The sequence below is a fragment of the Paenibacillus sp. L3-i20 genome (genome assembly GCF_022180385.2).
Classification (GTDB): domain Bacteria; phylum Bacillota; class Bacilli; order Paenibacillales; family Paenibacillaceae; genus Pristimantibacillus.
The window spans coordinates 155353-178085 of record NZ_BQME02000002.1 but is presented as its reverse complement, the minus strand read 5'-3'; the positions used below and the strand labels follow the sequence as shown (position 1 = coordinate 178085).

The following is a 22733-nucleotide window of genomic DNA, read 5'->3' as shown; positions in this document are numbered from 1 at the left end:
AGGTGACGGTCACGAATATAAAGTATTCTATGCCTTGACAATTCGTTGTGTGACAATCGCCTACTTAGCGCTGCCACTTTACCTCAAGCTCTTCAATTGCTTCAACTGTTCTGCAATTAATGCGGCAGAGTCCGGGACAGCGAGTGTTCCAGAGGCTCGAGACATTACTTTCATTCTTTCCTCATCACTCAATAAGCTCTCTATTCTGTGCAGAAGCTTATCCCCGCTAAGCTCCCGTTCTAATACAATTTCCGCGGCTCCAGCTGCCTCTAGACTGCGTGCATTAGCCTCCTGATGATTATTTGTCACATTGGGTGATGGAATCAATATCGATGGGAGTCCTAATGCCGTAATTTCTGCCAATGAGGAAGCGCCTGAACGACCGATAACGAGTGTCGAATCCCTCAGAACATCCGCCATATTGTGTAAATAAGGAACTAATGTAAGATTGCTGTTATATGAAGATGTAACGACATGTAATCGTTCTACAGTTGACTTGTAATAAATATCGCCCGTAACAAAAACTACGTGTGCGCCGCTTAACGTATTTAAGCTAGGTGCCATCTCAATGACAGCTTCATTAAGCGCTCTTGCACCACGGCTTCCTCCAACAATTAACACAAGGCGAGTATCCAGTGGCAGCCCTAACGATTGCAGCCCCATGCCAGCGATCCCTCTAAGTACATTTGTTGCACAGGGGTTACCTGTGAATGACGTTTTTTTCGCCTTTGGGAAATGGGACTTCGATTCTTGAAAGCTTACTCCAATATGATCAGCGTAACGGGATAAAAATTGATTAGTTAATCCCGGAATTGCATTTTGTTCATGAATAAATGTAGGTATACCAAGTTTAGCCGCAGCGTAAACGACCGGTCCACATACATAGCCACCTGTACCAACAACGACATCTGGCTTGAATGAACGCAATATTTCTTTGGAACGTTGAACACCTTTAAGGAAACGCACCACCGTTTTTACATTTTCGAACGATAACTTTCTCCGGAAACCTGTAATCTCTATAGACTCAAAGTCAATTCCTTGTTCGGGAACAACTTTACTTTCTAGCCCTTTGGCTGTGCCAATATATAAAAGCTTCGTGTCCGGATCGTTCTGCAACATATGTTTGCCAACGGCGACAGCCGGATAAATATGGCCGCCCGTTCCTCCTCCAGTCAACACGATACGCATATAAATCTCACCTCGAATAACGGGATATATTAAGTAGAATGCCCAGTGCTGTAAGCAGGAGCGTTAGTGAAGAACCGCCGTAGCTGACCAGTGGCAGTGTAATACCTGTAACAGGCATCATACCGATCACAACACCGATATTAATCATTACTTGTACGCCAATAATACTAGTAATGCCAACTGCGAGCAGACTTCCAAACGTATCTGGGGCACCGATCGCTGCGCGTATTCCGCGCCATACGACGATCAGAAATAACAATATTAATGCGACACCCCCAATAAAGCCCAGTTCCTCTGCCAAAATAGAGAAAATAAAGTCCGTCTGCGGCTCCGGCAAATAACTATACTTTTGCCTGCTCATACCAAGACCAAGACCAACTAAACCTCCTGGCCCGATTGCGAACAAGGACTGAATAATTTGATAGCCTCCCCCTAGAGGGTCAGCCCACGGATCAAGAAAGGATGTAATTCTCGCTAATCGATACGGTGCGGCTAATATTAGTCCAACAAACCCGACAACGCCGACAAGTGCCAAGCCGCCAAGATGCGCTATTCTAGCACCAGCAGTAAAAATAAGAATAAGCGAAGCACCCATCATGACGGCACCAGTGCCTAAATCAGGCTGAAGCATAATGATGCCGAATGCAAGACCTACAAAACCTAATGGCGGCATGAGTCCTTTTCTAAACTGCGTTATTGTAGATTGCTTCTCGGACAACCATTTTGATAAAAAAATAATCATCGCCAGCTTCATAAACTCTGAAGGTTGGATGCCGAAAGAGCTAATACCCAACCAACTGCGCGCTCCACCGCGTACGACGCCAATCCCCGGAATAAGAACTATGACAAGCAAGCCAAAGCACACAATTAACGCTGCTGGCGCCCACTTTTTCCAAATCGAATAATGAGCGTTCATCGTAAATATTAACGCACCTATCCCTAGTCCGGCAAACAAAAGCTGTCGTTTCACAAAGTAGAAACGATCACCAAATTCATGAAAAGCAAGAACAGCACTCGCGCTGTATACCATTACGAGACCTATTGCAAGAATTAGCCCTATTGCAGTTATTAACCAAATGTCTGGGGCAGATCGCGCTTTTGCCATAGCAAACACACCTCTTAGTATGGGTAAGTAGGGACAGGCCCCCTACTTACAAGGTATGCGCCGATTGTTTAAAAATGCTCCCTCTTTGCTCGTAAGATGCAAACATATCCCAACTTGCACATGCAGGTGACAGCAATACGATGTCTCCAGGCTCTGCAATTGCGGCAGCTTGCTTGACTGCTTGCTGAAGGGTGCTCTCGGCGTCCTTCTCAGCGTTCACTACTTGCACCTTTGATAAACCTGCCAGCTCCGCAACATGTGCTAGCTTATCTTTCGTTTCGCCAAGAGTGACAAGCGCCTTAAGCTCACGGAACACAGGAAGCAGCTCCATATAATCAGAACCTCGATCTAATCCTCCTGCTACAAGCACAATTGGACCCTTCAATGATCGGATCGACATCGTAGATGCTGTAGCGTTCGTTGCTTTAGAATCGTTATAATAGTGAACGCCCTCTCGTTCGCACACATATTCAAGGCGATGTTCAACACCTTTAAACAGCTCCAGCGGCTTGACAAGGCCCTCAGGTGAAGCTCCCGCCGCTATACAAGCCGCTATAGCCGCAAGCGCGTTAGCTGCGTTATGACGTCCTGGTATGCCTAGATTATCAACTGCCATAATAGTGATCTCGTCTCCGCCATCATTATTCGCACTGCGATAAACGATAGAGCGACGAGCAACTACGTCAGAAGCCTTCTCATCTGCTTGTTCACGAATATATGGCGGCTCGATATAAACGCCTGCCTCAATTCTCTCATAAAGTGAAAATGGCAGCTGCTTCGCCTTTAGCTTCGGGGATAGTAAGCGGCATACTGGATCATCCCAATTGAGCACCGCAGTATCTTCACTTGTTTGATTAGCGAACAGCTTCACTTTTGACGCTACGTAATCTTCCATTCCGCCATGGTAATCAAGATGTGTTTCTGCAAGATTAAGCAATAGAGCAATATGCGGACGGAAAGCAGTAGTTCCTTTCAATTGAAAGCTGCTAAGTTCAGCAACGATCCATCCATCTTTATCAACATCATATACAGCGTCACTAAGCGGCAGACCAATATTGCCCGCAACGATCGGTTTCATACCGGATGCTTCGAGCAGCTTTCCAATAAGTGTAGTTGTTGTGGTCTTTCCATTCGAGCCAGTAATTCCAATGATAGGAGTAGGAGAAAGCCAGTATGCCGCTTCCACCTCTGTAACAATTTCTACTCCCTTGTCTAACGCCTGCTGAACAGGGGGTGCTGTATACGGAATACCCGGATTTTTGACTAATAAAACAGTTTCGTCATTAATCAGATCTTCCGGATGGTAACCGCATAGCACAGAAATGCCCAAAGCAGTCAATTCTTCCGCTTCGGGACATGATTCACGATCTTTTTTGTCATTAACGATAACATTAGCACCAAGCTTATGAAACAGCTTAGCTACACTTACGCCGCTTCTCGCAAGCCCAAGAACGACGACACGCTTATTTTTGTAGGTTGATGGATGATTCATAACGACATCCCTTTCTATGGATACATGAAGCGGCTCTCTTAGCGAGAACCGCCCTAATGTGAGTATATATTTATATGACAAATAATAAACCTAGCGCAGCAAGAAGAAGTCCAACTGACCAAAAGACAGTAACAACCTTCCACTCTGACCAACCAACTAGTTCAAAATGATGGTGAATCGGACTCATCTTGAAAATACGCTTACCTCTAAGCTTAAAGGACGCTACTTGCAAAATAACCGACAACATCTCGATAACAAATACGCCACCGATAATGATAAGCAATAGTTCTGTTTTCGTTAAAATCGCTACTGCCGCAATTCCTCCACCAATACCAAGCGATCCCATATCACCCATAAACACTTTGGCTGGATGAGCATTATAGATAAGAAAACCTAACACCGCACCAACCATTGCAGCCGAAAATATGGCTGATTCATGCGAAAATGTTTGTAGTGCAACGATCGTAAACGCACCGAATGCAATGGCACTTGTACCAGCAAGAAGACCATCCAATCCATCGGTGAAATTAACAGAATTGCTAGCTGCGAACATAATAATAACGACCAGTGGATAATAAAACCATCCAAGATCAAAGCCAAAGCTCGTACCTGGAACTACAATTTCTGTACTATGATTCATATTATATAATAATGCACACACGATAATAGAAAATAGAAGTTGACCGAATAGTTTTTGCTTAGCCGTTAACCCAAGCGATCTTTTAAATACAATTTTGATATAATCATCGAGAAAACCTACCAAACCAAAACCGAGCGATGCAGTAAGAAGCACCCAAAACTCTCCTGTTTTGTCGGAGAATCTTATAAAGGCTATCATCATGGCGATCATAATAATAATTCCGCCCATTGTCGGTGTACCACTTTTCTTCAAATGGCTTTGAGGCCCTTCAGTACGAATCTGCTGACCGAACTTCAGACGACGAAGTAAAGGAATGAATAATGGTCCGAGCAGCGCAGCTAACAGAAAAGAAGTACCAATTGAAAATAATATGACCATCATGTCCATTTCCTCACCCCTTCTCCAAAGCTTGGACAACCTGCTCCATGCGCATGCCACGGGAGCCCTTCACCAGTACAATATCTTCCGGTTGCAGTCGCTCTTTCAACCATTCTGCCAGCGAATCTTTATCGTCAAAATGGCGAATCAGCTCTTCATGACCTGCTTTTCCAAAACTCAATCTCGCACCATCCGCTGTATGATGTGACAATGGCCCAAAAGTAAGTACCGCTTCTGCCTTGTCTTTTGTAATATATTCGCCAATTCCACGATGAAGCTGCTCTTCTTCCGGACCAAGCTCAAGCATATCTCCAAGCACGATCCATCTGCGTCCAAATCCTTCAAGACCTGCAACCAGATCAATGGCTGCGCGCGTAGCTGTTGGGTTCGCATTGTATGCATCATTAAGTATAATAGCTTGGTTGAAAGCACGAGATGGTTCAATTCTCATGCCAGTCAATTTAAGTTCGCTAAATCCTCTTGCTATGTTGGAAGGCCCAACACCGAAGTATCTAGCTACAGCTATCGCTGCAAGCGCATTGCTTATATTATGACGACCTGGCGTTGGAATATGAACTTCACCAAGTCCGCTAGGAACTTCTTTATAAAGAGCTATGAACTTACTCCCAAATGGTTCAAGTGATATATTGTTTGCTGACCATTCATTTTCAAGTTGCAATCCAAATGTTCGCAGTGTCGTCGTATCTGGAATTTCCAATGACTGTAGACCTTCTGCGAGCAATGGCTCATCACCGTTATAAAGCAGTATTCCATTTTCCCCAAGTCCAGAAACTATTTCAAGCTTAGCCTTTGCTATGCCCGCTCTTGAACCTAGCTGCAACAGGTGGGCGTCTCCAACATTCGTAATGATTGCCGCATCAGGTTGAGCAATTTTTGTTAACTCTTCAATTTCTCCAAATCCGCTCATTCCCATTTCAATGACCGCTACTTCCGTCTCCTCATCCATCTTTAATAGAGTGAGGGGCAACCCAATATGATTATTTAAATTGCCTTCTGTCTTTAGTACACGATATTGCGTACTGAGCAATGCAGCAGCCATATCCTTTGTTGTCGTTTTTCCATTGCTTCCTGTTATGCCGACAACTCGAACCATCAGCTCACTCCGGTAGGTGGAGGCTAGTCGTTGAAGTGCAACAAGCGTATCTCTCACTAGCAGAAATGAGACATCAGTTAAGGTAGACGGAATTTCTTTATCCTTCTGCCATAACATCGCTTTGGCACCGCTAGCAGCTGCTTGCTCTGCAAAGTCGTGACCATCGAACCTTTCGCCAACGAGAGGTACGAACAAATCTCCACCACCAGAACTTCTCGAGTCGGTTGTAACACCGCACAATATTTGTTCTGGATGGCCTCCTTTTAATTTTGCGCCGCACATGGCTGCTATTTGACTTACTGAACGTTTAATCACTGTAATAATCCCCTTATCGCTTCTTTTGCTACTATTCGATCATCGAAAGGATAAACTTCTCCTCCGATTAGCTGGTAGGTTTCATGACCTTTCCCCGCAATCAATACTACATCGCCTTGGCTTGCCATTTCAACCGCTTTTTGAATAGCTGCCTTTCGATCGGGAATGAGTGCATATCGTTCGGGGTCAACTTTTGCCTCTTTTAACCCCGCCTCAATGTCCAAAATGATCCCTTCAGCATCCTCTGTTCTCGGGTTATCAGAGGTCACAATAATATAGTTCGCAGCTTCTGCTGCGATTCGTCCCATAATAGGCCGTTTTGTACGATCTCGATCACCGCCGCAACCAAAAACACAAATAATTCGCTTTTCTGTCATTTCCTTAACGGCTCTTAATACATTTTCCAACCCGTCAGGCGTATGAGCATAGTCTACAATTACTGCGTAATCTTGCCCTTCAGATACATTTTCCACTCGACCAGGCACTCCAGGGATCGATTCTAGCGATCTTCGTATATCGGATAGCTCAATGCCTTCGATAAGCGCCGCAGCAATAGCCGCTAGTGCATTATAAACATTAAATTTTCCTGCAAGCTTTAGGTTCATATTCGTATCTCCGCGGAAGGTGCTCACTTGAAAAGAGGTCCCTTGTGGAGAAATCCGAATTTGTGAAGCACGAACATCGGCCGCATTTTCTACTCCGAATGTAACCACTTCTGCTGAAGTAAGCATTCTGAATCGACTTGATACCGGATCATCTGCATTCAGAACGGCATATGAACGTTCATTGTTTGATTGCGAGTAAGCATTGCCAAGTCTGGAGAAAAATAACCCCTTAGCATCCGCATATTGTTCCATCGTACCGTGATAATCGAGATGATCCTGTGTTAAATTGGTGAAAATTGCCGTTCGAAAACGACAACCCTTTACTCTGCCCTGCTCTAGTGCATGGGACGATACTTCCATTGCGCAATATTGTATGCCCGAATCTCGCATCACACCGAGTTGTCGCTGCAACTCATTCGCATCTGGTGTCGTTCCTTTCATAGGGTAAGACTTATCGGCGTAGCGCCATTCAATCGTACCGATGACCCCAGTTGCCAAATGTTGATCATTCAATATTTTTTCGATTAAGTAGGTCGTCGTCGTCTTTCCATTCGTACCTGTTACACCGATAAGTCTTACCCTCTCACTAGGATAAGCATACACATAAGCTGCAATAACAGCTGTAGCTAATCTGCTGTCTGAGACAATTAGTTGCGGAACATTCAGTTCCAGCCTCTTCTCAGTAACGACAGCTACAGCACCTCTTCGAACTGCTTCTCCGGCATAAGCATGACCATCAACCGTCAATCCTGATACGCACAAAAATAATTGTCCTGACTTTACAAATCGAGAGTCATTCTCTATACCTGTAAAAACGGTTTTTCCATCCCCAACTAGACGCGCAGTAATAATTAATTCCGTAAGATCGTTTAGACGCATCCCACTCTAGCCTCCCTCGATAACTCTAACGGGATACTATATGCCGCCCAGAGCAATCGCGTTAATGCTAGTAAAGTTAGTGGGAGTGGGATACATCCTCTTCATCTCCGAGGTATATTCGGATTGTCGAGCCTCGATCAACTCGAGTACCTGCTGCAGGCGCCTGACGGATTACATATTGGCCAGAACCAGCTGAGGACAAATTAAAATTCATATTAAGATCCTCATAAAGTTCAGAAACACTCTTCCCAATAATATTGGGAACCTCAACAATCGGAGTATCTCCATATTTATAAACACGGTCAATCTGCTTCTCACGTGCAGGTACTTCTAGTACAGTTAAAGCATCTTCCATAATATTGCGTACAATTGGAGCGGCAACTACACCTCCAAATTGAATCCCTTGAGGATTGTCTACTGCAACATAAATAACAATTTGAGGATCATCAGCTGGTGCAAATCCGATAAACGAGACAATATGCTCATTCGGGGAATAACGACCGTTAATAACCTTCTGAGCAGTCCCTGTCTTGCCGCCGACTCGATAACCGTCTATGAAAGCATTGCGCCCTGTTCCTTTTGCAACAACACTTTCAAGTGCTTCACGCACTTCTTTAGATGTCTCTTCAGAAATAACAGTCCGTACAACTTCTGGCTCAATCGTTTGTACCGTTTCACCGGTTTCTCGGTTAATCAACGCTTTGGCAACATGAGGCTTATAAAGAGTACCCCCATTAATAGCTGCTGAAACGGCTGTTATTTGCTGAATAGGTGTAACTGAAACGCCTTGGCCGAATGCGGTCGTAGCTAATTCTACTGGACCTACTTGACTTAATTTGAATAGGATGCCGTTTTCTTCGCCTCCGATATCAATACCAGTCTTCCTACCGAAGCCAAAGTTTTTAATATACTTAAACAACGTTTCTTTACCTAGTCGACTGCCTAATGTAACGAAGCCTGGATTGCAAGAATTTTCAACAACTTCCAAAAAGGTTTGGCTGCCGTGGCCTCCTTTTTTCCAACAACGCAGTCGCGCTCCCGCTACTTCAATAGCTCCCGGATCAAAAAATCGCTCGTTCTTTAAATCAACCTTGTTCTCTTCAAGTGCTGCAGCCAGTGTAATGATCTTGAACGTTGATCCTGGCTCGTATGTCATCCAAATCGGTAAATTACGATTATAAACTTCAGAAGGTACTTCTCTATATTTGTCCGGCTCGTATGTTGGACGACTTGCCATACCTAGTATCGCACCGCTCCTAGGATCCATCGCAATAGCAATGATACTGTCTGCTTGCAAGGAAGTCATAGCCTGATCCAGCTCTCGCTCCATAATAGTCTGTACCCCTTGGTCCAACGTCAACTGGAGGGTCAAGCCTTCCTTCGGCGAAACGTAGGTGTCAGATGAGTTCGGCATTTGACGACCCGCAGCATCTGATAAAAAAGATACGTTGCCTTTAATACCGGTAAGCATCTCATTATATTTCGCCTCAACACCGGTTAACCCTTGATTATCTATACCAGTAAAACCAAGCAAATGTGCAGCTAAACTGCCATAAGGGTAATGCCTCTTATTGTCTTCCGCAATGACTATTCCGGGTAGATTAAGCCCTTGAATTTCTTCAGCTTTTTCTCGTGTAATCTTTCTACCGCCGGGACCAAGCTGAACGATCATTTTTTTCGTTTTGAGCTTACTTAGAATCGTTTCCTCTGACATATCGAGCAACTTTGCAAGTTTGGCAGCAGATCCTTCGCGATCTTTAATTTGAACCGGTATTGCCCATACGGTTGGTGAGCTCACATTGTACGCCAATTGAACTCCATTACGGTCCCATATCTCACCACGCTTAGCAACGTAAGGAATATCCCGCCTCCAAGAGTTTTCGGCCTTTTCTGCGAGCTCCGCACCCTTCCATAACTGAACATAACCCAGCCGAATACATAGCGCTATAAAAGCTACGCCTGCCAAAATCAATACGATGAATAGACGTCGCCTAACTGTTACATTCGAAACCTTCATCCCATGGCCCCCTCTGCCCTAGTGCTACGCAAGGAGCGTACGCTAACGCTCATTCCCAGCCTATTCGGGACAAGTGGGGGATAGAACAAGCTATATCAACACAAAGCTAATTCTCACCGCTATGGTTTATTCCAGGATCGATTTCTGTAGTACCTTGAGCACCATCAGTACCGTCTTGCTGCTGTTCTGCATTCCCATCACCAGCAGCAGTACTTTCTGTGCCACCATTTTCTTCGCCAGTACTTTCTCCGCCGCTGTCCTCTGCGCCAGCAGCTTCTTCTTCTGGTGGCGGCTCTACATATTCCTCAGATCCAAAAGGTGGTGAAAGCTTTACTCGAACGATTCGTTCGTTACCAACTTCCTCAACCTTTTGAGAAATAACATATCCGCTTCCCTCCGGAATAAGCTTAGCGCCAATCAATGAAGTCAGCTCTATCGCATCTCGAAGAGATACACCTGTTAAATCTGGTACAGCTAACTTATCTCTTTGCTCTGTTATGAGATATACCCGCTGGGTCGGGTGAATGATAGAGTCGGCAGCAGGAATTTGCTGCAGCACTTTACCTCCGTCGCCAACGATTTCAAAAGTCATCGCTTTGGCATTTAATTCTGCTTTTGCTTGCGCTACCTTTAGGTCCACTAACTTTGGAACGATAACTTTAGCTTCCTTCGTCTTAGGATCAACGTTTGGTCCAAGATTAGGAGACACGCCCATTTTACGCAAGCTCTTGAGTACAATTTCTCGGAAAGCCGGGGCTGCTACTTTACCGCCACCCGCATACTGGTCGTTTGGCTCATCGACAGCAATATACAATACAATTTTCGGATTTTCTACAGGAGCATAACCAATAAAAGATACCATAAACTTTGTTTTGGAATATTCACCGTTAATAACCTTTTGGGCTGTACCCGTTTTACCTGCTATACGATATCCTTCGATATATGCGTTTCTACCAGTACCATACTCTTGATTAGATACAACTTGCTCCAAATAATTGCCAACTAGACGAGATGTCTCTTCGGAAATAACTTGGCGAACAACCTTTGGCTCAGTAACTGTTGTTTCATTGCTTTGCGGGTCTGTATAGCTTTTTACAATATGAGGTTCTAGCAACTTCCCACCATTAGCTACCGCAGCTACTGCAGCTACCTGCTGAATCGCTGTAACGGCAACACCTTGACCAAATGAAGCTGTAGCAACTTCACTGTTATAGCGGAAGTTTATTGAACCTGTTGATTCGTTGCCCAGCTCAATGCCCGTTTTCTGCCCGAAGCCAAAGCGGGTAAAATAATCTCGAAGCTTGTCTGCCCCAAGACGTTCGAAGCCGAGCTTTACGAATGCAACGTTACTAGAACGTATCAAACCTTCCAAGAAATCGATTTGACCCCAACCAACCCTATTATGGTCGCGAATTGTTTTTGGATCGCCAGGAATTTTGTAGCTTCCTGATTGATACTTTTCATCAGGCTTAAAGAGCCCTTCCTCAACAGCCGCTGCCAATGTAGCGATTTTGAACGTTGAACCCGGCTCATACAACGAGGCTACTGCATGATTATAGAAATTGGCATAGTCATATTTCCCATACTCATTCGGGTTAAACTCCGGCATATTCGCCATCGCCAAAATTTCCATCGTATTAGGATCTGCTGCGATCGCAGTCGCACTTTTTGGATTATACTTCGTAACGATGTCTCTCAGCGCTTCTTCAACATAATGTTGAATATCGCTGTCGATAGTCAGCATAACGTCATTGCCATGCTCTTCTTTTTTGTATTCTACTTCGCCGTTAGATAACTGTACACGTTTGCCATCCTTCTGATAACGGATGTATCCATCCTCGCCATTCAGCTCTTCATGGAAGTAACCTTCGATACCACTCATATACTTCTTATCTTCGCTTATATAGCCAATGACTTGAGAAGCTAAGTAATTGTGAGGATAGTAGCGTTTAAGTGATGGTTGGAGATAGATTCCTGTATCCCCTGCTATTTTGTTTGCTATGAGTTTCTTTTTTAGCTCATCTTTAAAAGCAGTTATTTTGTCTGCTGTCACTTTTTCGATTTGCCAGCCGCCCTTGCGAATATCTCGATGCAGGTAAAACTTTCCTTTATCATTTTTGGCCGTTACAATATTGCGAAGCTGATCCTTTGGCACGTCCAAAATTTCATTTAATCCGTCAACTACCTCCTCTACTATCCCAGCACCATTGATGATTTGAGGGTTTACGGACACGTTGTAAGCAGTCGTATCCTTTGCAAGCACATTACCGTCCCGGTCGGTGATCGTCCCCCTTCTTCCTGCAATTGTCTCTACTGTCGACCATCTATCTGCCGCTAATTTATAATATTTATCTCCGTCTATTACTTGAACATAATAGATTCTTCCAATTAAAACGAGAAAAAGGAGGGTCATTACCCCTCCAAACAATAGCGTCCTTAATTTAATCCGCTTATTCATCATATCCCACCTTATTCACGCATGGCTGTTTTCGGATCGATCTCGCCTTTATTCACTGTAATGCCGCCTTCCAGGTTGCTTACCATCCCTTGCAGCTCAGCCATTTTTCGAATCCGTTCTGGATCACCCAACATCTCAACTTGCTTCTTAAGATCTTCTACTTCGATATTCATAGCATGGTATTCTGCGTTCATCTTTTTGATCTGGAGATTCATATCGTAGATTTGTGCATACCGAAAAATAATTATTCCGGCCACAACAACGCAGATCAATACTGTGAACAAATAAAGAAGCTTCTCCTGTACTGGCAAAGACTTGCGCTTGACCAAAGTCCGTTTTGTTTCCCGAATGACCTGCTTTTGCTGCGGTTTTCGCTTCGGTTGAAGCGCCAGATTACCATTTACGTACGCCACTAGATATCCCCCTCTTACAATTTTTCTGCTACTCTAAGCTTCGCTGATCTGGCGCGAGAATTGAGTTCAAGCTCTCTTTCACTTGGCAAAATCGGCTTGCGATTAATTAGCTTCACTATTCCTTTGTTTCCACACACACAAAGTGGAAAGTCGGATGGGCAAGTACATTTCTCCACATATTTCGCGAAGATCTGCTTGCAAATACGATCCTCTAAGGAGTGAAACGTGATGACCGACGCCCGCCCTTCGGGTGCCAGACATCTAACTGCTTGCTCCAATGCTTCCTCTTCAGCTCCCAGCTCATCGTTCACCGCTATACGCAGTGCTTGAAAAGAACGTTTCGCTGGATGACCGCCAGTACGCCGTGTTGCAGCAGGAATCGCATATTTAATAATTTCAGCGAGTTCACCTGTCTTCTCGACTGGTGCTGATTCTCTCGCTTTTATAATTTTCCGAGCAATAGATCTGGCAAATTTCTCTTCACCGTAACGATCTAAAATTCGGGCGATATCTCGTTCATCCCATGTATTAACAATCTCATGGGCTGTCAAATCTCCTTCTCGATCCATCCGCATGTCAAGCGGAGCATCATGGTTGTAGCTGAAGCCACGTTCTGCTTCGTCCAATTGAGGACTGGACACACCAAGATCGAACAATATTCCATCAACTTGCGGCACGCCGTCCTTCAACGGTACATCGCAGCCGCGAAGTTCTTGCTCAAGATATCTGAAGTTGCTTTTAACAAGAGTCACTTTATCCATATATGGTGCAAGTCTTTTGCGTGCGTTGTCGAGCGCCCAGTCGTCCTGGTCGAATGCGATCAAACGTCCCCCAGCGCCCAGACGGGATGCAATTAATTCACTATGCCCCGCTCCACCAAGCGTACAATCGACGTATATACCGTCTGGCTTAATTGCCAATCCGTCAACCGCTTCCTCCAATAAAACCGTGATATGCTGAAACACGCTAAAGTCCTCCCTATTCCTGTTGTCAATCTAGAAGTTAAAATCGAAATCCACGAGCTTCTCCGCAATGTCGTTAAATGCTTGCGCTGATTGCTCGTAGTAACCATCCCATGTTTGCTTACTCCATATTTCCACTCGTCCTGAAACACCGAGCACCATAACCTCTTTATCAAGCTTGGCGTATTCACGCAAATGGTTGGGTATATTTACCCTTCCCTGTTTATCCAGTTCGCATTCCGTTGCACCGGAGAAAAAAAACCGAGTGAACGCACGAGCGTCCGACTTCATTAGCGGCAATGTCTTAAGCTTCTGCTCCAAAACACGCCATTCGCTCATGGGATATACAAATAAACAGTTATCAAGGCCGCGGGTAGCAACAAATATCGTTCCGAGCGAGTCGCGAAATTTTGAAGGGATAATAATTCTACCCTTCTCATCAATGCTATGTTGATACTCACCCATAAACATATATTCGCTCCACCCCTTTACCCAATTGCTCCACTTTGCCCCACTTTTCCCCACCTAGATACACTAATTCGCCACCTAAAATAAAAATCCTGCTCTGGGAGCAGGATTTTTAAAAATATTTTATCCTATTAATCATCATTTTCTAACGGCTCTATTCGTTGCTCTGGGACCTTATTCCTAGCCGATTCCGGCCTTAATTTGCGTCGTTTTATTAGTAATTTAATCGGAATGAATACAATGGCCGCAACTGCTAAAACTGGTAATGCAGCTACGAGAACTACGATAAATAGCTTAATCGCCGCCAATACAGCTTTTGTGCTTCCTGATAACGTATCCGACAACTTACCTCCGAAGCTCTTCTCCTTTACTTCTTTGACAGACTGGAGCGTCTGGTCCGTCTGTACTACTCGAAGCTCAACAGTGGAGTAAGCTACATTATTGTCCAAATATCGAATTTTTCCTTTGATGCCCTCAATTTCTTCCTGTATCGCACCTAATTGGGTAGAAAATTTAAGTAGATCATCTACTTTAGTCGCCTTCTCCATCATGACAACTAGCCGCTCTTCCACTAGTTTTTTTGCATTTAATCTCGCTTCTAAATCTACGTATTCCTCAGTTACATCCCTTCCTGCAAGGCTTTGCTCAAAATGCTTATTCTGTATTTGGGAGATAGCATCTACGAATGACATAAAACCCTGGGCAGGCACCTTTATCGAATAACGCGCTCCAATTTCGCCCTCATTTCGGTTATCATTAAACTCTAATATGTAGCCCCCACTTAAATGAATCGCATCTCTAATTTTTTTCGATGCTTCTTTCAGTTCCTTAACTTCCATTACGATGTTAGCTGAATAAATAATTTTCCCTTGGGCTAACCCCAGATTAGAGGCTATTGCATCAGCTGCTCCACCACTTACTCCAGTGATCGGCGCTGAAGCTGTTTCCTCTGCGGATACACTCTGAGAACTATCCATTGCTGTGTATTCCGTTTCTATCGATCTTTCTTCAATCGGTGCATTAGAGATGGAACTCAATAATTCCACCTTACCTTCAGATGCTTGGTCGCCACTTAATGAACAACCAGTGAGAATGACAGTTATAAGTAAACACACGACGGATAGCATAATCCCTTTTCCTTTTTTTCTGTATGGCAGGATTGCACTGACTTCTGGCTTATTCATTGGACTACCCCCTTTTTTACTGCACATCAACCTCATAGACGAAATGATTGTTGTAAATGTTTCCATTTATGTTTTAGATGCTACAACATTAGTTGCGTTATGTTTTGCGATACTCCATTCATTTCATTATCATAATAAAACGCCCTTTATTTGCCTGATAGCGGCTAAATAAAGGGCGTTTTATATTTCTATACAAGTTATTAATTAATTGCTTATTCTTGATCTACCCAGCTGTATAAGTAGTCAACTTGCTCTTTTGTTAATTCATCTATGCCAAAGCCAAGTGACTCAAGTTTCAAACGTGCAACCTGCTCATCGAGCTCATATGGAACATTAACAACTTTGCTCCCAATTGCTTTATAATGATCGTTTACATATTTTAATGACAACGCTTGGAGGGCAAACGTCGTTAACACAAGAGAGAGGAATGGAATTATTGTAGTGATGTTGATTTTAAAATTGAAGGTAAAATAAATTGTTCCACCATCGATTTATTATCTTCGAAATGCCTTTCAAGACTAGACGTAATAACAGTTACTAGATTTAGTTCAGGGATAATATAAATAAATTGTCCACCATAACCCATCGCATAAAAGCTTTTATAATCACCTGCAGTAGATACCCACCATAAATACCCATATTCACTGCCTGACGGAGCTCCACCCTTTGCTTGAACTTCAATTGAACTATCTACCCAAGACGTCGGGATAAGCGACTTCCCTTGCCACTCTCCTCTATTTTCAAACAACTGCCCGAATTTCAGCATATCTTTAGCGGTTAATGTAAGCTCTGCCGCCCCAAAACTATTGCCTTGGGGATCCGTTGGCCAATCATATGTATCGATACTTAATTCATCAAACAAATGTTTTTTGGCAAAGTCACTTGCATTCATGCCCGTAGCTTTCGTAATAATGCCTGACAAGATATGACTTCCAGGATCATTGTAGGCGAATTGGGCTCCAGGTTCAGATATTAACTTCTTTTCTAATGCTTCTTTTATTGGATTCTCCGAATCCACCCACCCCATATACTGTGTATAGTTATATGGAATTCCAGATGTCATCGTTAGCAAATGTTTGATCGTTATTTCTTTAACTAAAGGATCTGTTTGATCACTGATGTAATCCGGGAAAAAGTCTACTACCTTTTGTTCAATATCTTTAATAAACCCTTCATGAATGGCAATGCCTACTAGCGCAGACAAAATGCTTTTGGTTACTGAACGTACTTGGTTTAATGATTGTTCTTTTCTATCGCCATAATAGTTCTCGAAGATGAGTTGGTCTTGATGGGATATGAGCACACTTCGGACTTGAGGTAGCTCATTTTGTATATGCTGATGTAGCTTATCAAACTCTGCACGATCTACAGTTCCTACACTTTCTACACTTTCTACACTTTCTACACTTTCTGTTGGTGTTTTACTGCACCCTCCAAGCAATAGAACAATAAGGATAATTGCAGAACGAAAATATATTAATTTCAAATCTTTCCCACTCCTTAAATTGTTTTTCTTTAACGCTAACATATTATTCATTTTATGTTAAATGTGTTATTGCATCGATTTATTGCACTTATTAACGAAATTGCTGGAAAGATAAAAAAATCGCCCTCTACTTGCCGGATATCGGCGCAGCAAAAGGCGATTTGTTATTTATACGTATGATGGCGTTGTAGTGCTTATTCGTGTTCAACCCAGCTATCCAAGTAATCAACTTGCTCTTTCGTTAGTGCATCGATTCCGAAGCCGAGTGACTCAAGTTTCAGACGTGCAACTTGCTCATCCAGCTCATATGGCACATTAACTACTTTACTGCCAATTGCTTTATACTGGTCATTTACATATTTCAAAGACATCGCTTGAAGAGCAAACGTCATATCCATTATTTCAACAGGGTGTCCATCGCCCGCAGCAAGATTTACAAGTCTTCCTTCTGCAAGTAAATAGATGCTGCGTCCATCTGCCAATTTGTACTCTTCGATGTTGCGTCGAACAGTACGTTTGCTTGTGGACATTGCCTCTAACTCTACTTTGTTTACTTCTACGTCAAAGTGACCCGCATTCGAAAGGATTGCTCCGTTTTTCATTACTTCGTAATGCTCGCCGCGGATAACATCACGATTTCCTGTTACCGTTACGAACATATCACCGAGCTTAGCGGCTTCAATCATGGGCATAACTGCAAATCCGTCCATATAAGCTTCAACCGCTTTGATGGCATCGATTTCCGTTACGATTACAGTAGCGCCAAGACCCTTCGCACGCATCGCAACCCCTTTGCCGCACCAGCCATAGCCGGCAACAACAACCGTTTTCCCTGCTACTACAAGGTTAGTTGTACGATTAATGCCATCAAATACAGATTGACCAGTTCCATACCGGTTGTCGAACAAATATTTGCAATAAGCATCATTAACTGCGATCATTGGGAAGTTCAATGTCCCGTCTTTTTCCATCGCCCGCAAACGAATTATGCCAGTTGTCGTTTCTTCAGCGCCGCCGCGAACGTTAACGGCCATTTCTTTGCTATCGGAATGAAGCAGCGAAACCAAGTCGCCGCCATCATCGATAAGAAGATCTGGCTTGCACTCTAGAGCTTTCATATTCAACGCTTTAAACTCAGCAGCAGAAGGGTTATATTTTGCAAAAACGGTAATTCCGTCTTCAACTAATGCCGCACAAACATCATCTTGTGTAGAAAGGGGGTTACTGCCTGTAATCGTAACTTCGGCTCCGCCAGCTTTAACGACTTTCGCCAAATAAGCTGTCTTTGCTTCCAAATGAAGTGAGATCGTTACTTTCAATCCTTGAAAAGGTTTCTCTTGCTCGAATTGCTCCTTAATTCGATTCAATACGGGCATATGTGCACTCGCCCAATCAATTTTCAAATGACCTTCTGGCGCAAGTGTTGGGTCGGCAATAATGCTTTTATCCAATGTACTCATATTTAAGTTCCCTCCACGATTTTGTTTGAAATAACTACTACCTTCTATAAATATACGATTTCATGGCCGCCCGTTCGACTATTAGGCGTCTCAAGCAGCCTTTGAAGCCATGTTTCGCCATAGCGATTCCAATATGCTACCATCGTTATGACCCGTTCCTGCGGCTTGCCGGCAGGATGAATCGACAATTGAATACGGTCCAGCTGCCTAATTGATGCTTCAAACTGTTTGTTATGAGCATCAATCGTTTTAGCCTCCATATATTCGATTTGCTCCAATATTTTTGCCATATTTGTGTCGCCGAGCTTCGCCAGTCCCTGCTGAATCGATGCAGCAAGACCAATAAGCGGTGAATACATCTCTTCAAAACTTGTCTTTACTGCGCCAAATTTGCTCGCAATTGCTAGATTGTCTTGCTTCTTCAGCCATTCCTCTTTACGTGAATCGAACTGCTCCATCACATCTGCAAAAGTAAGCTCGTATTTCGCCATATTTTTTGCAACAATTCCTTCAACAAGCGTAAAGGACATTCTAGGAACAAGGATAGGCATCTCCATACCTAGTGTTTTGAAAGCTCCACCTGTTAGAGCCCAATATGCAATTTCGCCTGGACCTAAAACAGTCGCTAATACAGGGAATAGATAGTCCTGCATGAGAGGACGCGTAAGTACATTGTTGCTAAATTGTTGCGGATTTTCACTTGCTAACTGAATGAGCTCCTCCTTCGTCCATGAAGAAATCCCTTTACGGTCCCCGTACTGACCGTCACGTTTATGAAGAAGCACCCGCTCTTCCCCTCTATCAGGATGAAAGAGGAATAGGTTAGCACTGCTAGGTGTAACTTCGGCTTGCAGTGAAAATCCAAGCTCCTTCACAACTTCACTTGCCAATACATAGGCAGCTTCAAGCTCATCATTCTGCTCAAGCATACGACGGAACATAGGGGCCTCTAACTCACGAAGCAGTGGATCATCAGCATCGAGCAGAACTAATCCTTCATGACCAAAAAGATGACTTAGAATATGTGCAAACATATCCGATAGTGAATGCGATCCCCTCGCCATCTGTGCAAGCTTCTCCAGTAACTGCGGCTTGAATTCGGAATGCGGCAATGCTTGCTCAAGCTCCCCAATTAATTGCTCCCATTTTTCTGGAGAAATAACCGTTCGACTCACAGAGGTGCGCGGTCCTTCGGGCCTAGCTGTCGATAACTTTTTAAGCTCCTGATCAGCTGTAATAATATACGTATGATTGGCTTCATCCCAATCATGATCCTCGCCAGCAATCCAGAATACGGGTACGACCTTTACTCCTAGCTGCTCGCTTGCTGATTTAGCTGCACCTATGATCGATACCGCCTTATGTATAACTAGAAGAGAACCGGTCCATAAACCTGCTTGTTGTCCTCCTACCACAACCGGAGCACCCTCAGCAAGTGCTGATATTGAGGACATCGTACATTCCGACGCATTCATCCGCTCATTATATTGACGTAGCACGTTTGCAACATCTACCGCAGATGCCCGATTACCACTGTTACTACGCAATGAATTGAAACGTTTTTCCCAATCCTTCTCATTACCAGAATGGAATCCAAACAGTTCATCAATACGAGAATCCGTCCGATGAATATATGCTTCTGTCAAAGGCTGAGCACTTGAGAATTGATACGATTCTGCAGTCATAACGTAGCCCGAAACCTCCTGTATAAATCTTATAGTATGTGTCATCTAAGTTGTTGTTACAGCAAAAGTATTACCACAGTCATTGTACACAATGATGAAGCTGCCCGTCAAAACAAAAACGCCTCCTACAATGTAGAGACGTTCCACTTTCTAATGATTAGGCTACAGAAAAAACAACTTTCCCCAGCAGTATTATCATAAACAACAGATAAAGTACACTCATTGCAAAAAAGCTAAGTCGCCAAATCGTTCTAAAGATCCGTTTGACGTCAACACTTCCACGTTTACGGAACTGCGCATTGCCTAGCAATCCGCCTCCTAGAAGCATAAACAATATAATACCATAAAGTCCAAACTCATTATCAAATACAAGGTTAAACAATGCACCTACGCATAATACAAAAAAAACATTAGAAACATCCATTGCCATCAAAAGAGCTTTTTTTCGATTTTGGATGTATGCCCCATAACCGAATAGTACGATAGCAAAAGGTAGAATGGGAATAATTGCGAGCGCAGCATAAACCGTTTCAAAACTATTCCATATTGCATTCATACTCGCTCACTCCCTCTCCTTTGGGTCCAGTTCATAGCTTTCAATTATAGCGATAACGGATTCATTCATCGGTGTTTTCAAATGATGTTGTTCCCCCATTCTTACTATGGCACCATTAATAGCATCGATTTCTGTTAGACGCCCTGCACGGACATCACTTAGCATCGATGATACGTTTACACTTGTCTTCTCACATACTTCGAGGAGTCGTAGCCAACTGTCTTCGGGCAAACTAATTCCCGCTGCTCTAAGAACAGTTATTGTTTCATTAAATAATGCAGTCATAACATTTAGCCGTTTTTTATGTTTGGGAAGTTCTCCGTTTGTACTATCAAATATAGCAGTCAACGGATTAATAATAGCGTTTATCAGCAATTTCTGGAAAATTCGATTATTGATTTCATTCGACAGAAAAACGTCAAATCCTGCCTTTTGCATGGAATCTACAAACAATTTTTGAGACATTACGTCCATATAGTCATAATTACTGCAATTTTCAGCCCGATTACTTACCCAAAGCTGCCCATCGCCCGTATACCGAACTGTTCGTTTATCTTCACGCTTAGCACCAGCTGTCGTAACTGCAGCATAAACTGGTATTCCAACAACCGAATCAGCCAACTTCTCCAAATGTCCAACCCCATTTTGTATACATACAATAGCTGAGCCTTCTTGAGCATGCGTCGTCAACTCCCGAATTAAATCGAGCAACTCATCATTTATATCCGTTTGTTTGACAGCTAATATAATCCAAGAGGAACTAGTATGATCAACACGTATTACTCGTTCCCCCGTTAACCATTCACTAGTGAGCGACATAACATTCTCGACCTCACCATTGGGCCCAATGAAATGAACACCTTTACGATTTATAAGATCAGACTGCTCGCGTGTGCGAGTCCAAATCGTTACTTCAGCCCCTGACAAACCCAGCTTCGCCCCGTATAGCAGCCCAATTGAGCCGGCTCCAATAATATTAATCCGCACGATAGTCTCCCATCCTCTACCAAATCCAGTCATTCATCGTATTATACACCTAGCTATTTTTAAATGAAAAGACCTGCCGATATAATATCGACAGGTCCTTTAAGCCAAACATTCATTTATTCAATTCGTTCCAAATTGCCGTTCGCATCCATTTTGAAGCGAGGCTTTACCTCTTCTTCACTTGATAAAACGGTTAAACGACGTGCACGATCCATAATCTGTATTAATGTTTTGTAGTCATCGTTAACCGTACGATAATCGGTTTGGGCACTATTGACTTCTCTGGTCAATCTCTCATTTTCGATACGAAGCCGATAAAGATCCTCGTTTTTGTCTTTTATTTCTTTCTCGAAAAATTTGATTTGACGAGACATATCCTGATAGGTTGTTTTCCACCCACGCAGGAATCGAATTACTGCGTCTACGGAGAGACCTTCATCCAAAGCAGAAACATCTTGTTTGTAAGAACGCTCCTCGGTCTCAAATGTCGCAAGCGATGATACTTGGGATGTCGTTGATACGGTTTGCTTCTTTAAATAATTGCGTTTCTGACGCTGCTGCTTCGAAATTTGGATAGCATCCTCATAACGTTTACGAACGCAGCTGTTCCAGCGAAATCCACAGGCCGCAGACGTGCGACCAATTCTTTCGCCTACTTCTTCAAATGCTGCTAGCTGGGTACTACCTTCTCGAATATTACGTAGTGTTACCTCGGCGAGAATAAGATCATCGTCTGGACTCCACGCATCTTGTCTAACTGCTGTCATGCAATCAAAACCTCCTAACGTAAAAGGCGCTTACTTATCTCTATGCTCTTGGTAGAGTTCATAGAATCTATTGGATACTAAATTGTATAACCATTTTTTCACTTCCTCATACATGATTAGCACGATTGTTGTGCAAACTAATGCTATCCATGACACTATGGAGTAAAAAAAATTGCGGTTTCGTGACGCTAAATGGTTTACACTGTTATTTGCAAACGTTATAATGATCATTAGAAAATCGGGTCAGCTGTAAAGGGGGATGTATCATGGCACGTATGTATCGAGTACTTGGCTTCTTTTGCTTAGTCATCGGATTAATGGCTTTTGCAGGCCACATGACAGAGTTTGCATTGCTGTTTTTTGCACAAGCTGTCGCATTCGTATTTCTAGGCTACTTAAATTTCTCAGAAAAAACGTACATATTAATGTTCTGGGGATATATGGCAGTTTCATTTATTGGATTCACATATTGGTCAGTGTTCAAGATGGACATGCCTTTTTAAACAATCGAGCAAGCGTCAACGGCTAAGCAGTATTTTTGAGGCTTAGCTATCGTTTTGCAGAGAAATGTAAG

19 protein-coding genes and 1 pseudogene are annotated in these 22733 nt (G+C 43.3%); 1 reads left to right on the top strand and 19 read right to left on the bottom strand.

Annotated features, from left to right (window positions below):
• Positions 1 to 78 precede the first annotated feature (78 nt).
• The 19 genes and pseudogenes from murG to MFF31_RS13935 form a co-directional block, all read right to left on the bottom strand.
• Positions 79 to 1188 carry an undecaprenyldiphospho-muramoylpentapeptide beta-N-acetylglucosaminyltransferase gene (gene murG, locus MFF31_RS14025; protein ID WP_238188746.1) on the bottom strand — a complete coding sequence of 370 codons (1110 nt, stop codon included), beginning with the start codon at positions 1186 to 1188 and terminating at the stop codon, positions 79 to 81.
• A gap of 7 nt (positions 1189 to 1195) precedes the next feature.
• Positions 1196 to 2293, bottom strand: coding sequence for a stage V sporulation protein E (gene spoVE / locus MFF31_RS14020; protein WP_238188745.1), 1098 nt, complete (start codon positions 2291 to 2293; stop codon positions 1196 to 1198).
• Positions 2294 to 2339: 46 nt separating this feature from the next.
• Positions 2340 to 3785, bottom strand: a complete 1446-nt coding sequence (gene murD / locus MFF31_RS14015) for a UDP-N-acetylmuramoyl-L-alanine--D-glutamate ligase (protein ID WP_238188744.1) — start codon at positions 3783 to 3785, stop codon at positions 2340 to 2342.
• Between the two features lie 70 nt (positions 3786 to 3855).
• Entirely contained in the window at positions 3856 to 4812 is a 957-nt protein-coding gene (mraY, locus tag MFF31_RS14010) for a phospho-N-acetylmuramoyl-pentapeptide-transferase (RefSeq protein WP_238188743.1), read from the bottom strand.
• A 4-nt stretch (positions 4813 to 4816) separates the two neighbouring features.
• Positions 4817 to 6232 carry a UDP-N-acetylmuramoyl-tripeptide--D-alanyl-D-alanine ligase gene (locus MFF31_RS14005; protein ID WP_238188742.1) on the bottom strand — a complete coding sequence of 472 codons (1416 nt, stop codon included), beginning with the start codon at positions 6230 to 6232 and terminating at the stop codon, positions 4817 to 4819.
• Positions 6229 to 7716 carry a UDP-N-acetylmuramoyl-L-alanyl-D-glutamate--2,6-diaminopimelate ligase gene (locus MFF31_RS14000; protein WP_238188741.1) on the bottom strand — a complete coding sequence of 496 codons (1488 nt, stop codon included), beginning with the start codon at positions 7714 to 7716 and terminating at the stop codon, positions 6229 to 6231. Before MFF31_RS14000 ends, MFF31_RS14005 begins: the two co-directional genes overlap by 4 nt.
• Before the next feature lie 76 nt (positions 7717 to 7792).
• The gene (locus tag MFF31_RS13995; RefSeq protein ID WP_238188740.1) at positions 7793 to 9733 is read right to left on the bottom strand and encodes a stage V sporulation protein D; all 1941 of its coding nucleotides are present in this window, start codon (positions 9731 to 9733) and stop codon (positions 7793 to 7795) included.
• Between the two features lie 106 nt (positions 9734 to 9839).
• Complete coding sequence (locus MFF31_RS13990; protein WP_248565492.1) at positions 9840 to 12146, bottom strand: penicillin-binding protein; 2307 nt, start codon at positions 12144 to 12146, stop codon at positions 9840 to 9842.
• Positions 12147 to 12202: 56 nt separating this feature from the next.
• Complete coding sequence (gene ftsL / locus MFF31_RS13985; protein WP_238188738.1) at positions 12203 to 12604, bottom strand: cell division protein FtsL; 402 nt, start codon at positions 12602 to 12604, stop codon at positions 12203 to 12205.
• A 14-nt stretch (positions 12605 to 12618) separates the two neighbouring features.
• Entirely contained in the window at positions 12619 to 13569 is a 951-nt protein-coding gene (rsmH, locus tag MFF31_RS13980) for a 16S rRNA (cytosine(1402)-N(4))-methyltransferase RsmH (RefSeq protein WP_238188737.1), read from the bottom strand.
• A gap of 30 nt (positions 13570 to 13599) precedes the next feature.
• Positions 13600 to 14037 carry a division/cell wall cluster transcriptional repressor MraZ gene (gene mraZ / locus MFF31_RS13975; RefSeq protein WP_238188736.1) on the bottom strand — a complete coding sequence of 146 codons (438 nt, stop codon included), beginning with the start codon at positions 14035 to 14037 and terminating at the stop codon, positions 13600 to 13602.
• Positions 14038 to 14165: 128 nt separating this feature from the next.
• On the bottom strand, positions 14166 to 15218 hold the full coding sequence (locus tag MFF31_RS13970; protein WP_238188735.1) for a DUF4349 domain-containing protein: 1053 nt from the start codon (positions 15216 to 15218) through the stop codon (positions 14166 to 14168).
• Positions 15219 to 15430: 212 nt separating this feature from the next.
• Positions 15431 to 15625, bottom strand: a pseudogene (locus MFF31_RS13965) (adenosylhomocysteinase); the annotation flags it as partial.
• Positions 15626 to 15651: 26 nt separating this feature from the next.
• Positions 15652 to 16704, bottom strand: a complete 1053-nt coding sequence (locus tag MFF31_RS13960) for a serine hydrolase domain-containing protein (protein ID WP_238188734.1) — start codon at positions 16702 to 16704, stop codon at positions 15652 to 15654.
• 194 nt (positions 16705 to 16898) lie between these two features.
• Positions 16899 to 18164: an adenosylhomocysteinase gene (locus MFF31_RS13955; protein WP_238188733.1), complete on the bottom strand. Its 1266-nt coding sequence runs from the start codon at positions 18162 to 18164 to the stop codon at positions 16899 to 16901.
• A 44-nt stretch (positions 18165 to 18208) separates the two neighbouring features.
• Positions 18209 to 19849: a bacillithiol biosynthesis cysteine-adding enzyme BshC gene (bshC, locus tag MFF31_RS13950; RefSeq protein ID WP_238188732.1), complete on the bottom strand. Its 1641-nt coding sequence runs from the start codon at positions 19847 to 19849 to the stop codon at positions 18209 to 18211.
• Positions 19850 to 20006: 157 nt separating this feature from the next.
• On the bottom strand, positions 20007 to 20405 hold the full coding sequence (locus tag MFF31_RS13945; RefSeq protein WP_238188731.1) for a DUF3397 domain-containing protein: 399 nt from the start codon (positions 20403 to 20405) through the stop codon (positions 20007 to 20009).
• 6 nt (positions 20406 to 20411) lie between these two features.
• Complete coding sequence (locus MFF31_RS13940; RefSeq protein ID WP_248565491.1) at positions 20412 to 21425, bottom strand: ketopantoate reductase family protein; 1014 nt, start codon at positions 21423 to 21425, stop codon at positions 20412 to 20414.
• Positions 21426 to 21508: 83 nt separating this feature from the next.
• Entirely contained in the window at positions 21509 to 22159 is a 651-nt protein-coding gene (locus tag MFF31_RS13935) for an RsfA family transcriptional regulator (RefSeq protein WP_238188729.1), read from the bottom strand.
• Between the two features lie 266 nt (positions 22160 to 22425).
• On the opposite strand from MFF31_RS13935, the gene MFF31_RS13930 reads away from it, so the two are divergent.
• The gene (locus MFF31_RS13930; RefSeq protein ID WP_238188728.1) at positions 22426 to 22662 is read left to right on the top strand and encodes a DUF2626 family protein; all 237 of its coding nucleotides are present in this window, start codon (positions 22426 to 22428) and stop codon (positions 22660 to 22662) included.
• Positions 22663 to 22733 lie beyond the last annotated feature (71 nt).